The 13,722-nt window shown below is 69.8% G+C and carries 9 protein-coding genes; 6 read left to right on the top strand and 3 right to left on the bottom strand.

Annotated features, from left to right (window positions below; genetic code table 11):
• Positions 1-60 precede the first annotated feature (60 nt).
• Positions 61-471, top strand: a complete 411-nt coding sequence (locus FCK90_RS12845) for a hypothetical protein (protein WP_158034704.1) — start codon at positions 61-63, stop codon at positions 469-471.
• Positions 472-511: 40 nt separating this feature from the next.
• On the opposite strand, the gene FCK90_RS12840 is transcribed toward FCK90_RS12845, so the two are convergent.
• Genes FCK90_RS12840 through FCK90_RS12830 form a run of 3 tightly spaced genes read right to left on the bottom strand, consistent with a single transcriptional unit; the run spans position 512 to position 3,497 of the window.
• Positions 512-1,216 (bottom strand): response regulator, encoded by a 705-nt coding sequence (locus FCK90_RS12840; protein ID WP_158034703.1) that lies wholly within the window; start codon positions 1,214-1,216, stop codon positions 512-514.
• Positions 1,213-2,502 (bottom strand): sensor histidine kinase, encoded by a 1,290-nt coding sequence (locus FCK90_RS12835; protein WP_220433337.1) that lies wholly within the window; start codon positions 2,500-2,502, stop codon positions 1,213-1,215. Before FCK90_RS12835 ends, FCK90_RS12840 begins: the two co-directional genes overlap by 4 nt.
• Entirely contained in the window at positions 2,499-3,497 is a 999-nt protein-coding gene (locus FCK90_RS12830; protein WP_246180357.1) for a type II CAAX endopeptidase family protein, read from the bottom strand. Before FCK90_RS12830 ends, FCK90_RS12835 begins: the two co-directional genes overlap by 4 nt.
• A gap of 219 nt (positions 3,498-3,716) precedes the next feature.
• On the opposite strand from FCK90_RS12830, the gene FCK90_RS15430 reads away from it, so the two are divergent.
• The 5 genes from FCK90_RS15430 (at position 3,717) to FCK90_RS12810 (ending at position 13,485) form a co-directional block, all read left to right on the top strand.
• Positions 3,717-3,869 (top strand): hypothetical protein, encoded by a 153-nt coding sequence (locus FCK90_RS15430; RefSeq protein WP_181954315.1) that lies wholly within the window; start codon positions 3,717-3,719, stop codon positions 3,867-3,869.
• Between the two features lie 201 nt (positions 3,870-4,070).
• Positions 4,071-4,967 carry a hypothetical protein gene (locus FCK90_RS12825; protein WP_158034702.1) on the top strand — a complete coding sequence of 299 codons (897 nt, stop codon included), beginning with the start codon at positions 4,071-4,073 and terminating at the stop codon, positions 4,965-4,967.
• A gap of 72 nt (positions 4,968-5,039) precedes the next feature.
• Positions 5,040-7,190, top strand: coding sequence for a glycoside hydrolase family 15 protein (locus FCK90_RS12820; protein WP_158034701.1), 2,151 nt, complete (start codon positions 5,040-5,042; stop codon positions 7,188-7,190).
• A 31-nt stretch (positions 7,191-7,221) separates the two neighbouring features.
• Entirely contained in the window at positions 7,222-9,645 is a 2,424-nt protein-coding gene (locus tag FCK90_RS12815; RefSeq protein WP_158034700.1) for a polysaccharide pyruvyl transferase family protein, read from the top strand.
• Between the two features lie 225 nt (positions 9,646-9,870).
• Positions 9,871-13,485, top strand: coding sequence for a proline dehydrogenase family protein (locus FCK90_RS12810; RefSeq protein WP_158034750.1), 3,615 nt, complete (start codon positions 9,871-9,873; stop codon positions 13,483-13,485).
• Positions 13,486-13,722: the final 237 nt, after the last annotated feature.

The raw sequence follows: 13,722 nt of genomic DNA, 5'->3' as shown, positions 1-13,722 counted from the left end.
TGTGCTGAAAGCCCGGGAGACCCCCGGGTGAGCCCGAGGCCATTCCAGGAGGACCCCCAAGTGTCACGCCAGACCCGTAAGTCGCAACGGCGCGCGCCCGACGTCAAGGGCCCCCTTGCCGTCTCGGCTGTGCTGGCGCTGGTGGCGGGCGGTGTGACCAGTTTCGTGGCCGCCGGCGGTACGGACGACGGCATGCGCCTGGACCTCGGGCTGATCGTCGGGGGAGTGGCCTTCATCGCCTCCGTGGTGGTCTGCGCGACCCTGATGATGCTGGATAAGCCCAACGATCCCGGTCTCGGCGAAGGGTCCGGGGTCAACCGGTCCTCCGCCAAGCTCTATGCGGAACGCCGAGCCAAGCGGCAGTCCGGCCAGGCGCAGGACACCTCGAAGCCGCAGCGGCCGGCGACTCCGCCCGAGGGCGACGAGGGCGACGAGGGCCCGCAGTACGGCCGGCGCAAGTACCCGGAGTAGTAGGACCCGCGGGGAGCCCGAAGCCCCGCCGCTGACGGCATCACCGGGGGCCTCGATCTCGGCCGGGCCGATCCCGAGGAGGGTCGGGAACCTCCACGACGCGGTTCTGGTACGCCCAGACGACCGCCTGCAAGCGGGACCGCACCCCCAGTTTGGGAAGCATCCGGGTGAGATGCGACTTCACGGTGGCGACCTCGACGAAGAGGGACGCGGCGATCTGCTCGTTCGACATTCCCTCCGCCAGCAGGAGCAGGATGTCGTGCTCCCGGGCGGTGAGCATCTCCAGTGCTCGTCCGGCGGAGACGGGCTGCAGACGGCGATGCTGAACGTATTCATCGACGATGCGGCGGGTGAGCGCATGGTCGAGGGTGCCGCGCCCGCCGTCGATATGACGAACGGCGCGCAGGATCTCATCGGGGTCGGAGTCCTTGAGCAGGAAGCCCGCCACGCCGGCCTCCAGCGCGCGGAATACGTAGTCGTCGATATCGAAGGTGGTCAGGACCAGCACCGGGATCCGCGGGTCGGCGTCGGGGCCGCAGAGGCGGGTCGCGACCTCGATGCCGTCCATCTCAGGCATCCGGATGTCGAGGCAGGCGACATCCGGTACCAGCTGACGTGCGAGAGCGAGTGCCTCGACACCGTTTTCGGCGACTCCGATGACCTCGATGTCGTTCTCGGCGCCCAACAGAGCCGAGAGGCCCGCGCGGACGAGTGGCTGGTCGTCGGCCACGAGGACACGGATCACGGCGATGCCTCCTGTGCGTCACGATGCCCGGAATCACGGGGGATGGTCATCAGAGTCTTCCATCCGTTGCCCGGGGTGGGGCCCGCCTCGAAAGCGCCGCCGACCAGTGTGGCCCGCTCCCGCATGCCGATGAGACCGAATCCGGTGCCGTCGACCGAGCGGAGCGATGCTGGCGAGGAGGCGTTGCCCACGCTCAGGAGCAGGTGCCGGGGATCGGTGTCGTCGACGACGACGGTGCGAGCTGCCCCCGGTGCATGGCGCGCGGCGTTCGTCAGCGACTCCTGCACCATACGGTAGGCCGCCAGCTGGGCGAGGGGGCCGATGCCCCGCCATGGATCTCGGTCGTCGGCGAGACGGAGATCCAGGAGGACCGTACCGCTCGTGCGCTCGGCGGACTCGACGAGCGCCGGGAGGGCGGCCAGGGTCTTCACCGATGACTCGCCGTCCGTCTCGCTTCGCAGAAGACCGACCAGGCGGCGGAGATCCTGGAGGATCGCCGTGCTCTGCTCCCGGATCTGCATGGCTCCGGCTCGCGCGCCTCCCGGGTCGGATTCGACCTGGCGGGCGACGGCGGAGGCCATGAGCGAGATTCCGGAGAGGTGGTGGGCGGCGATGTCGTGCAGTTCGCGCGCCATCGCCGCCCGTTCGAGCGCGATGGCTTCGCCGACCTGAGCGTCGCGCTCACGTCTCAGAGCGGTGATGGTCTCGCTCTGAGCGGCCCGGACCGTGCGCTGCGCCGCGATGGCCATGGCGGGCACAAGGGGCAGCCCCACGACGATGACGGCCTGGGCGAGGGACTCCAGCAGCACCGCGAACGGATCCGATCGGCCGGAGCCGAAATTGTTCGCGACCTGGCCGGCGCCCAAGAGCATGGCCGCCCCGGCGGCCGACCGGCGCACTCGGCGGAAGGGCATCCGGAGCCCCGCCGAGAACGCCGCCACCGCCACAGGGACCGCGGTCGTGCTGTACAGCTCGTTGGGGACGAGGAACGCCAGGATCACCGGCAGGCCGGCTGCGATCAGGAGGCTCACGCCCGGGGCGCGGGCCAGCCAGAGCAGCGTCAGGGACTGGAGCGAGACCGTGGCGGTCGTCGAACTCAACGCCAGGGCCGTGACGGCCGGAGCGTCCCCGGCGGGATCCTCGCGGAGGACCATCGCCATCATTCCGAGGATTCCGAGGGAGACCAATGCGGCTGCGGCCGCGATGACCGCGGTTCCTCCCAGGTCGAGTCGCTCCGCCGCCACCCGTTCATGGTAACGGGTGGCGGCGACGGTGTGCAGGCTCACGGGGAGACCCTGGTGGTGCCGTGCTCCTCGGCCCGTTCGGCCGACGCGATTCCAGTCCCGGCCGTTGAGGACGACGGTGCCATGGTGCACCCGAGTGTCCCGCGCGTACCGATGACGATGGCGACCGCAGCGACCGCCGCGCCGACGAATAGGGCGGCGAAGAAGCCGTCCTCGTCGAACGCCGGGAACATCTCGAACCACAGCACTGACGCGAAGGTGTTCACGCTGACGTGCATGAGCATCGAGAGCGGCAGGCTCTGCCCGGAACGATTGAACACCCACGACATCACGATATTGAACGCGATGCAGAAGCCGGCGAAGGCCAGGGGACGCCACCAGGCGGCGTCGGGATACCCGCCCCATTCGGTGAGGAACAGCGGTGCGTGCCACAGCGCCCACAGCGGGCCGAGGATGAACGACGCGCTGAGGGGAGAGAACCGGCTCTGCAGGCGCGGTAGCGCGAAGTCGCGCCACCCCGGCTCCTCCGCCAGGCCTGTGGTCACGAGTTGGAGCAGGAGCATCGGAGCGTAGGCGCTGATCGCCGCGAGGGAAGGCGCCGCGATCTGACCGCCCGAGAAGGCGATGCCCGTCAGGACCATGCCAGCGGGTGCGGCCAGCAGCGTGATCGCATACCAGCGCGGGGCGACCCTCCAGCGCCATAGCCGTCCGGCCCACGCCCGCAACCCGTTCCGTCCGTCGACGATGGCCGTCACCAGGAACGCGGCCGTGATCGGCCCGAGGTAGGCGCCAGGCAATGCTCCGGCGAACTGGCTGGTGCCCAGGATCTCCGGAACCCGGAACGGCAGGACACCCAATCCGTTCAAGGAGAGGACGTAGGGCAACCACGCCGTCCAGCTCAGGGCGTTGGCCAGCGCGAAGAACGCGATCAGCGGGTGCCGGCGGATGAGACGCCCGAGCCGGACCATGGGGTTCGGCCTGGTGGCGGGCATCAGGGAGGCGACAGGGGCGGGTGGGCGGTGCTTGTTCTTGTTCATGCTGTCGACGCTATGGACGTCCGGCGAACCGATCGAGCGCCGCAGGAACCCATGGGAGGAGTTCAATCCAAAGTCGCAATGCCGTGAACCCCGGTCTCCTGATCACGCAGGAATTCCCGGCGGTTCATCGAATCTTGACGCAATAACCGTGCAACTGTTGGTCAATACAACATGCAAGTGGGACGATTGCATTAGGGAACAACAGAACGGAGGGCTGCAATGAACAACTTCGACATGGCAACGCTGATCCAAGTGGTGCTGGCGGGAGCAGCCTTCGCCAGCGGCGTGGTCTTGCTGCGCCAGGCGGGCAATCTGCACATCGCGCTGCGCCATTTCAAGTCGCAGGACCCCAAGCAGACGGACGCCACCTGACCGGCACGGACACCCCGATGACTCTGTCTGAAGCCGGGGATCGGTAATTCTTGCCATCTTCGCGGTTATCGGCCCTCCGGACGGCTGAACGCAGTAGGGTTCTCTTACCACCACCACAGCTGCCGTTACGTCCCCTGGTCATGCTCTCCCCGCTGCTCGAAGACCAAGAGGCCGTCACGGTGCGCCAGAAAGGATCTGGCAATGCCCTCGGCGAAGCCCAGACGCTGCGGAATCATCCGCAGCGGCTTCGCCATGCTCGCGGTGAGCTGGGCTGTGGTCGTCGCGGCCCCGGGCGCGGCGGCCGTCGAGACCACCGAGCCCGCCCCGGTGGCGACTCCCGCCCCCGAGGTCGTGGAGACCGCCGCCCCGCAGCCGGTACCGGTTGAGACCGCGCCGGTTGAGACCACCCCGCCGGCGCCCGCGGAGACCCTGCCGCCGGATCCGGGGGCTACCGGAGGTGCGGAACCCGGCCCCGCCGAGGAGACCGACTTCACCATTTATCCCGGCGAGAGCGCCAGCACCAGCATGCTCTTCGTCGGCACCATCGTCGGCCAGGAGCTGGTGGAAGAGCCCACGGTGACCTTGACCGACTCCGAGACGCACGAGGAGCTCGGCACCGCGTACGTGGACGAGACCGGGAGCTTCAACGTGGCCGTGCCTTCGGAGGACGTCGCGGAAGTGGAGTCCATGGGCGTGACCGTGAAGGGCCATACCCGTGAGGGGGAACCGATCACCGTGGAGTCCGGTGAGGTGCGGTCCGAGGATCAGCAGGTCAAACCCAGTCTGGCCGCCCGTGACTCCCTCCTGGTCATGGTCGACCCGGCCGAGACCCCGGCGGACGCTCCCATGGCCTCCATGGTCCTGGGGTCGGAATCCTCCGCTCTGATACCCGGGCAGACCTGGACGGACGAAGAGACCCCGCAGGAACGATCCGCCGCGGAGGACGCCGAGATCCTGGAACCTCAGGCCAGCGCGGAGTCCCGGCTGGCCATGACCCGGGCGGGCGCCAATCCCGTGGTGATCATCGGGGCGGGGCTGGTCGCGGTCGCCTCGCTGGCGTGGGCCATGGTGGTGGCCGGGCGCCGTCGCCGTAGCTGAGGTCCGGGGCCGGCAGGGCCACGCGGGATCCGGTGGTCTGCGAACCCGTCTCGAATGTGCGAGATTAAAACCATGGCTTCCCTGATCGAGGACTACGCTCTGCTGTCCGACATGCAGACGGGTCCGCTGGTGTCCCGCCGCGGATCCGTGGACTGGATGTGCGTCCCCCGTTTCGACTCCCCGTCGGTGTTCGGCGCCCTCCTGGGCGCGCCCCAGGACGGGAGGTGGCTCCTGGCGCCGTCGGCGACGGTCGACGACGACGGCGCCGACCTCCCCGAGCCCGAATGGCGGCAGAACTGCCGCGTGGGCGATCGCTCCTACTCGGAGAACACCTTCGTCCTGCAGACCGTGTGGATCACCGACACCGGGTCCGTGCGGATCTCCGACTTCATGCCGCTGTCGCCCGACCTGGATCTGGTGCGCCGCGTCGAGGGCTTGACGGGCGAGGTGGAGATGCACCAGGAGATCCGCCTGCGGTTCGGCTACGGGCAGATCGTCCCCTGGATCTCGCAGTTCGCATCGGCGCCGGATCCGGAGACCGGGCAATCCGACGGGACCGACGTGATCGCCATGGCTGGGCCGGACTCCATGGCCCTGTACGGCAAGCCCATGCCGGCGTTCGTCCGGGACGAGCAGGGGCCCCGGCACGTCGGCAGGTTCACGGTCTCGGCGGGGCAGACCAGGGACTTCGTGCTGACGCACTTCGATTCGCATCGGACGCCGCCGACGCCGAGGGACATCAGCGCCCAGCTGCGCGAGACCAAGGAGCTGTGGCGGGACTGGGATGCGCAGTGGGAGGCCCGGCAGGCGTCCCCGGACGGGCGGGACGAGGCCGACGCCGATGAGAGCGGCGCGGCCCACGACGCCGGTGGGAGCCTGCAGGCCAGCGCTCATGAGGCCGAGATCCGCCGGTCCCTCCTGGTGATCAGGGCCCTGATGCATCAGCGCACCGGCGGGCTGGTGGGCTCCGTGGCGACCTCCCTGCCCGAACGGATCGGCGGCGACCGCAACTGGGACTCCCGCTACTCCTGGGTCCGCGACGCCGCCTTCGCTCTCGAGGTCATGCTGGACCACGGTCACGACCGGGAGGCGCTGCAGCTGCGCAACTGGCTGCTGCGCGCCCTCGCGGGAGAGCCGGGGGACATCCGCAACGTCTACGGGCTCGGCGGTGAGCGGGATACGCCCGAGCACTCACTGGACCTGCCCGGATACGAACGGTCGCGTCCCGTGAGAGTGGGGAACTCGGCGTCGCGGGTGTACCAGTCGGACACCGTGGGACACGTCATGGTGGCTTTCGAGAAGCTGCGCCGTCGCGGCCTGGAGGAGGACCAGCTGTCCTGGCCCCTGCAGAAGGCCCTGCTGGGCCACCTGCTGCGCCACTACGAGGACGCCGACCAGGGCCTGTGGGAGATGCGCGGCGAACCGCAGTTCTACACCCACTCGCGGGTGATGATGTGGGCTGCGCTCCAGGCCGGCGTGGATGCGGTCAGGACCCACGGCCTGGACGGCGACCTGCAGATGTGGGAGACCCACCGCGATCAGCTGGCACTGGAGATCTGGACCTCCGGCTACGACCCCGAGGTGGGCACGTTCGTGCAGCACTACGGCTCCACCCACGTCGACGCCTCCCTGCTGCTGCTGCCCACCGTCGGTTTCGTCTCCTGGGACGACGAGCGCATGACGCGGACCGTCGACCGGATCACGGCGGAGCTCGGCGACAGCCGCGGCCTGCTGCGCCGCTATCAGAACATCCACCGGCCGCCGGGCAGCGCACCCGAGGATTTCGAGAGCCAGATCGGTCAGGACGGCTTCGCGGGCGAGGACGTGGGGCACCTGAGCGTCACGCTGTGGCTGGCGATGAACTGGGCTCGCAGCGGGCAGGTGGAACGAGCCCGCGAGGTGGTGCGCGCCGTGCTGAGCAGGGGCAACGACCTGGGGCTGCTCTCGACCGCCTACGAGGGAGTGCCCGGCGAGGACGGGCGCATGCTGGGCAACATTCCCCAGGCCCTGCCCCACCTGAGCCTGATCCAGGCGATCGCCGCGATCGACCGCGCCGAGGGCCGGTCCGCCGCGCCGCAGCTGCTGGACGACCCCGACGACGATCCCCTGCCGTACGGTGCGGACCTGACCCACGGCACGAGGGAGATCTCCGTCCCCACCTTCGACGACAACCTGCGTGAGGCCGGCAACGCGGCCGTCCACCGGCGTGCCCGGGAGACCTGAGCCCACCTCCGGCTGTGGGAAAATTCCCCCCATGCGCGTAGCGATCCTCAACGACATCGGCCAGGCCAACTACCACGTTGGCGACGAGGCCATGGGACACGCCGCTGTCGCTGCCCTCCAGGCCCGCGGGGTCACGGACCTGGTGGTGCTGACCCGCGACGCCGCGCAGACGCTGACGTACTTCGAGAGCGTCGAGACCGTCCCGGCCCTGCCCTTCCCGTGGCCGCCGGCCCAGCGGGAGCGGCGGCTGGCCCAGATCGACCGGGTGCTGGCCGGGGAGACCGGCGTCCTGCCGGACTCGGATCCGGTCTTCGCCCTGATCGAGGCGCTGCGCGGCGTGGACGCGGTGCTCATCGCCGGCGGTGGCAACATGAACTCCGGCTTCGGCTGGCTGCTGTACGAACGCGCCGCGGTGGCCCGGATCGCCAGGTCCGCGGGCAAGCCGGTGGTGATCAGCGGCCAGACCCTGGGGCCCTCCCTGTCCGCGCCCGACCGGGAGGTGCTGCGCCAGACCCTGGAGAGCGCCGTCCTGGTGGGGCTGCGGGAGGCGGAGTCCCTGCATCTGGCCCGGACGCTGTGCCCCGGTCACAAGGGCATCCGCTCCTGCCCGGACGACGCCGTGGGCTGGGCGCTCGATGCGCTGTCGGCGCCCTGGGCCAAGCACGGTTCGGACGCCCCGAGCGCACGGACCTCCGTGGTGCCGACGATCGACCAGACCGTCTCGGAGGGGCCGGACGCCGAACCCGCCTCCGCGGATCTCGTTCCCTCCGACCCCACCCGCCCGCGGATCGTGGCGACGTTCGCCCCGGGTGCAGGAGCGTTCGAGAAGAGCGAGGCGGCGGAGGCCTTCGCCGTCGTCCTGGACGCCCTGGTGCACCGGACGGGCGGCGCCGTGGAGTTCGTCCCGCACCTGGCACAGTTCGGCGAGCACGACCATGACGAGGAGTTCCACCGCCGGATCGCCCGGCGGATGCACAGCGAATCCGTGCAGTACGAGATCGAGCCCGCCGCCGTGAGCCTCCGCCGGACCTTGACGGCCGATTTCGTGGTCTCCTCCCGCTACCACCCCGTGGTCTTCGGCCTGGCCGGAGGGGCGACGGTCCTGCCCATCGCGGTGGACGAGTTCGCCGAGGTGCGCATGACCGGTGCCTGCGCCACGTGGGGGATCACCGGCCAGGTGGTGCCCCTCGCCGCCCTGATCACCCCGCGGTCCGTGGCCTGGGACCTGCGCGATGCCGCGCAGAAGTGGACCCGCGAAGCCGTGGAGGCCCACCGCGAGGTCGCGGACGATCTGCTGGCGCGCCGGGCGGACGTCCGGGAGGTCTCGGCGGCGTGGTGGGACGCGGTCACGGTGGGGCTCACGGGTTCCGCGCCGTCGCCGTCGGGGGTCCAGGAGGTGCCCGCCTCGGGTGCGGGCACCGAGATCGCCCGCGCTTTGCGCCGGGACTGGACCCGCCCCTTGGCCCCGGTCCCGGAATCGCACCGGCCCGCCGTCGCGATCATCATGCGGACCAAGGACCGCGCCCTGCTGCTGGAGCGTGCGCTGGACGACGTCCTGGCGCAGAGCTTCGCCGACTGGCGGCTGGTCCTGGTCAACGACGGCGGCGATCCCGAGCCCGTCGAGGCCCTCGTGGCCGCGCGGGAGAGGGAGTTCGCGGGACGGGTCTCGGTGATCCACAACCGGCGGGCCTTCGGGATGGAGGCGGCCTCCAACATCGGCCTGCACGCGGCGGACAGCGAATTCGTCTGCGTCCATGACGACGACGACCGGTGGCATCCCCTCTTCCTCCAGCGCACCGTGGCCTATCTGGAACGTCCCTCCTGCGACGACGGCGGGGTGATGGTGCGGACCGAGATCGTCTACGAGCAGATCGACCTCTCCGCCGACCCGCCGGTCATCACCGAGACGGGGCGGGAGACCTTCTGGAAGGACCTGCAGTCGATCACCCTGTCCGACCTGGTGATGATCAACCGCGGGGTGCCGATCTCACTGCTGTACCGGCGGGAGATGCACCGGCTGATCGGGGAGTACGACGAGACCCTGCCTGCCGTCGGCGACTGGGAGTTCCACCTCCGGTTCGCCCAGGCCTCGACCATCGGTTTCATCGACGGCCGGCCCCTGGCGTTCTGGCAGCAGCGCCCCGACCAGGCCGGTCACCTGGGCAACTCCATGCACGCGCAGGCGGAGCGGCATCGCCGGTACGACCTGGAGGTGCGCGAGCGGCACTTCCAGGAATGGACCCGCCAGAACGGGATCGGGCTGCCGCTGTACCTGGCCCGGGAGTTCCACGGCCTCCAGCAGCGCCTGGACGTGCTGGAGCGGCAGAACGCGGAGCTCACCGTGCTCATCCGGGAACAGCAGCGGGAACTGCATCACGTGGCCGACGTGATGGCGGACAACTCGTTCTTCGGATTCATCAAGCGCAAGCTGCGCAGGTTCTTCGGCGTGGGGTAGTCCGGCGGGTAGCGATCACACGGTCATAAGCGTGGTGATGAGACGACTTTCCCTGTGACACGGCCGACACCTGAGTCGCCTAGAGTGTTGTCACCGGCCCACTTGGACCCTGCGGAATCGGAAGGCCGGAGACCGTGGGAATGCCTCGGTTCCGTCCCAGGGTGAGGCGAAAGGGAGGCCGCACACGTGTCGAACACCTCGCACGAGCCCGCTGATACCGGACACATGAACGACGACGGCGCCCTGGCCGGCCTGGCCGATCTGGTCGAGCCCGCGATCGACCAGGTGGAGACGTGGCTCCGGCGCGCTGAGCAGCTGGCCCAGGAGGGCAAGGCGAGCTCCCCGGGCGCGGACCGGCTCGCGGCGATCCTGAAGGATCCGAAGGGCCTGGAGTTCACCACCGGTTTCGTGGACCGGGTGATCCGTACGGAGGACAGCAGGGCCGCTGCGAAGGCGCTGCAACGGGTGTCGAAGCTGGCGCCCAGGAGCCTTTCCGCGCTGGACCGCTCCCAGATCGTGGCGGGCGGGAGCCTCTCCCGGCTGGCCCCGGCCGTGGTCATCCCGGTGGCCCGGGGCCGCCTGCGCCAGATGGTCGGCCACCTCGTGATCGACGCCCGTCCCGCCGCGTTCGGCAAGGCCATCGCACGGCTCACCGAGCGCGGCAACCCCCTGAACATCAACCTCCTGGGCGAGGAGGTCCTGGGCGGCACCGAGGCCGACAAGCACCTGGCCGACGTCGACGAGCTCCTGGACCGCGATGACGTCGACTACGCCTCCATCAAGGTCTCCTCCGTGGTCGCGCAACTGTCGCACTGGGGGTTCGAGGGCACCGTCGAGCGCGTGGTGGAACGGCTCCTGCCCCTCTACACCAAAGCGGCCGCGGCCCCGGCCGGAACCAAGTTCATCAATCTGGACATGGAGTTCTACTCCGACCTCCATCTCACCACCGAGGTCTTCATCCGCCTGCTGAGCCGTCCCGAACTGAGCCGCCTCGAGGCGGGGATCGTGGTCCAGGCATACCTCCCGGACGCCCTGGGCGCGATCCAGCGCCTCTCCGCCTGGGCGGCACGCCGCGTGGCCGACGGCGGGGCGCAGGTCAAGGTCCGGCTGGTCAAAGGCGCGAATTTGGCCCTGGAGCACGTCGACGCCGAGATCCACGACTGGCCGCTGGCCACCATGGACTCCAAGCAGTCCACCGACGCCAACTACAAGCGGGTGCTGGCCTGGGCCTTCACCCCCGACCGGCTGACCGGTCTGCGGATCGGCGTAGCGGGGCACAATCTGTTCGACATCGCCTTCGCGCATCTGCTCGCAGAACAGCGCGGCGTCGGGGGCCGGATCGAGTTCGAGATGCTGCAGGGCATGGCCGTGGAGCAGTCCGTGGCGGTCTCCGAGGACCTCGGGCCCATCCTGCTCTACGTGCCGGCGGTGCGTCCGGCGGAGTTCGACGTGGCCGTGTCCTACCTGGTCCGCCGGCTGGAGGAGAACGCCGCCAGCGAGAACTTCATGTCCGGGATCTTCGAGCTGGCGCCGGGCAACGAGGTCTTCGAACGAGAAGCGGGCCGGTTCCGGACCGCCGTGGACCAGGTGCTGGCCGAGGGCATCGCGACGGGCGGTGAAGGGGCCCCTGAGCCGCACCGCCTCCAGGACCGCGCGGCCGAGGAGCAGGGCGGGTACCGGGGGCACATCCCCCTGGACGAGCCGTTCGCCAACGAACCCGACACGGACGTCTCCGTCCCCGCCAATCAGCGCTGGGCGCAGGGTATCGCCGAGCGGGTCACGGACCGGCGCTGGTTCAGGGCCCTTCCCCTCCCGGAGGACCTCGACGAGGACGGGGTGGCCGTCGTCGTCGAGAAGGGCCGCTACGCAGCCAGGCAATGGCGGGCACGCGGTGCGCGGGAGCGGGCCGAGATCCTCAACCGTGCCGCCGATCTGCTGGGGGAGCGGCGCTCGCACCTGCTGGCGGTGGCCGCCGCCGAGACCGGCAAGGCCCTTCCGCAGGGCGACCCCGAGGTCTCGGAAGCCATGGACTTCTGCCGCTGGTACGCCCGCAAGGCGCTCGAGCTCGAACAGGTGGACGGCGCCGTCTTCGACCCCGACACCCTGGTCCTGGTCACGCCGCCCTGGAACTTCCCGCTGGCCATACCCTGCGGCTCCACCGTCGCGGCCCTCGCCGTGGGTGCGGCGGTGATCCACAAGCCCTCGCCGCAGACCCGGCGCTGCTCGGCGGCGATCCTCGAGGCGCTCTGGGACGCCGGGGTCCCCCGCGACGTCCTGCAGCTCGTCGAGGCCGTGGAGGGGGACACCGGCAAGTCCCTCGTGACTCACCCCGGCGTGGACCGCATCGTGCTGACCGGCGCTTACGAGACCGCGGAGCTCTTCGGGAAATGGCGCACCGGGCGACCCGTCACGGGTGAGACCTCCGGCAAGAACGCCCTGGTGGTCACCCCGGCGGCCGACCGCGACAAGGCGGTGTGGGACCTGGTCACCAGCGCGTTCGGCCATGCCGGCCAGAAGTGCTCGGCGGCCTCACTCGGCATCCTGGTGGGTTCCGTGGGCAGATCCGAGCGCTTCGAGCGGCAGCTGCTGGACGCCGCAGAGTCCATGGTGGTCGACTGGCCGCAGAACCTGCAGGCGGTGGTGGGGCCGGTCATCGAGGAGCCGGAGGACAAGCTGCGCCGTGCGCTCACCCAGCTCGACGACGGCGAGGAGTGGCTGCTGGAACCCAGGCGGCTGGACGACACCGGCAGGCTGTGGCGCCCAGGCATCAAGAAGGGCGTGCGACCCGGCTCGTTCTTCCACCTCACGGAGGTCTTCGGGCCGGTTCTGGGGCTCATGGAGGCCAAGGACCTGGACCAGGCCCTCGAATGGCAGAACGCCGTGGACTACGGGCTGACCGCGGGCATCCACTCACTGGACACGGATGAGATCCGGCAGTGGCTGGAGCGGGTGGAGGCCGGCAACCTCTACGTCAATCGAGGTATCACCGGCGCGATCGTGCAACGGCAGCCCTTCGGGGGCTGGAAGAGATCCTCCGTGGGCCTGGGCGCCAAGTCCGGCGGACCGAACTACCTGGCCCAGCTGGGCACGTGGTACAAGGCGGGGTTCCATCGAGAGACCCCCGGCAGCAGCTCGCATCCCGTGGTGGACGAGGTGGTGAACTCCCCGGAGCTGGGCATGACCCTGCCGGAGGCCGACATCGCCTGGCTGCGGGCCTGCGCGGCGGTCGACCAGCGCGCCTGGGACGAGGAGTTCGGGGTCGCGAAGGACCCCACGGCACTCACCGCCGAGGTCAACCTGTTCCGGTACCGGCCACGGCGCGTCGTGGTGCGAGCGGCCGAGGATGCGCCGGTGACCGACGTCGTGCGCGTGGGCCTGGCCGCCGGGCGCTCCGGCTCCCACGTGGTGCTCAGCCCCTCGCCGCGGATCTCCGACGAGCTGCCGCTGGTGGCCCGCAAGCTCTTCGCGGCGGTATTGCCCGCGAGCACCGACGAGGACTTCCGGGAGCAGGCCCTGTCCGGCACCTTGTCCGGGGATCAGGCCAAGGCTTCCGGCCACGGCGCAGCGGGTGCTGCCGAAGGCGGTATCGTCACCGCCGAACCGGAGGATCTGAGCGCCGGTGCCCGCATCAAGCTGATCGGCTCCGACGTCGACCTGGTCGCGGCCTTGGGAGGCACTCCCGAGATCGCGGTGCTCACGCACCCCGTGGTCGGAGCGGCACGGGTCGAGCTCATGGAGATGCTGCACGAGCAGGCCGTGTCGATGACCATGCACAGATTCGGCAATCCCTTCCCGGACATGGAATTGCTCAAGACCGATCTGATGACAACTCTTTCATAACGAATTCGGGCGCCTGCCCCTCGGCGCCCGTTCCTGGTGTCTTTATGACTTCAGAAATCGCCGCGCCGGTGGGCGTAGCCGCCCAGGAGTCATATGATGCTGTACGGCGCGTTCAACGGTGACGCCCGAGAACTCGACAAGCCAGGAGCCTTTTATCCCGCCGAGGGAGAGGCAGTGCCGGGGGTATCCTCATCCGCCGGTTCTCTCCTGGCTGGCTAGGGGAGACTATGATTTCTG

This window comes from Kocuria coralli (genome assembly GCF_008831305.1).
Taxonomy (GTDB): Bacteria; Actinomycetota; Actinomycetes; order Actinomycetales; family Micrococcaceae; genus Kocuria; species Kocuria coralli.
Note: the sequence above shows the minus strand (reverse complement) of the source record. Positions and strands in the feature narration are given on the sequence as shown.

Coding starts and splice junctions, on each gene's coding strand:
- FCK90_RS12815 (WP_158034700.1), top strand. CDS start 7,222: ATGCGCGTAGCGATCCTCAACGACATCGGCCAGGCCAACTACCACGTT.
- FCK90_RS12830 (WP_246180357.1), bottom strand. CDS start 3,497: ATGAACAAGAACAAGCACCGCCCACCCGCCCCTGTCGCCTCCCTGATG.
- FCK90_RS15430 (WP_181954315.1), top strand. CDS start 3,717: ATGAACAACTTCGACATGGCAACGCTGATCCAAGTGGTGCTGGCGGGA.
- FCK90_RS12825 (WP_158034702.1), top strand. CDS start 4,071: ATGCCCTCGGCGAAGCCCAGACGCTGCGGAATCATCCGCAGCGGCTTC.
- FCK90_RS12810 (WP_158034750.1), top strand. CDS start 9,871: ATGAACGACGACGGCGCCCTGGCCGGCCTGGCCGATCTGGTCGAGCCC.
- FCK90_RS12820 (WP_158034701.1), top strand. CDS start 5,040: ATGGCTTCCCTGATCGAGGACTACGCTCTGCTGTCCGACATGCAGACG.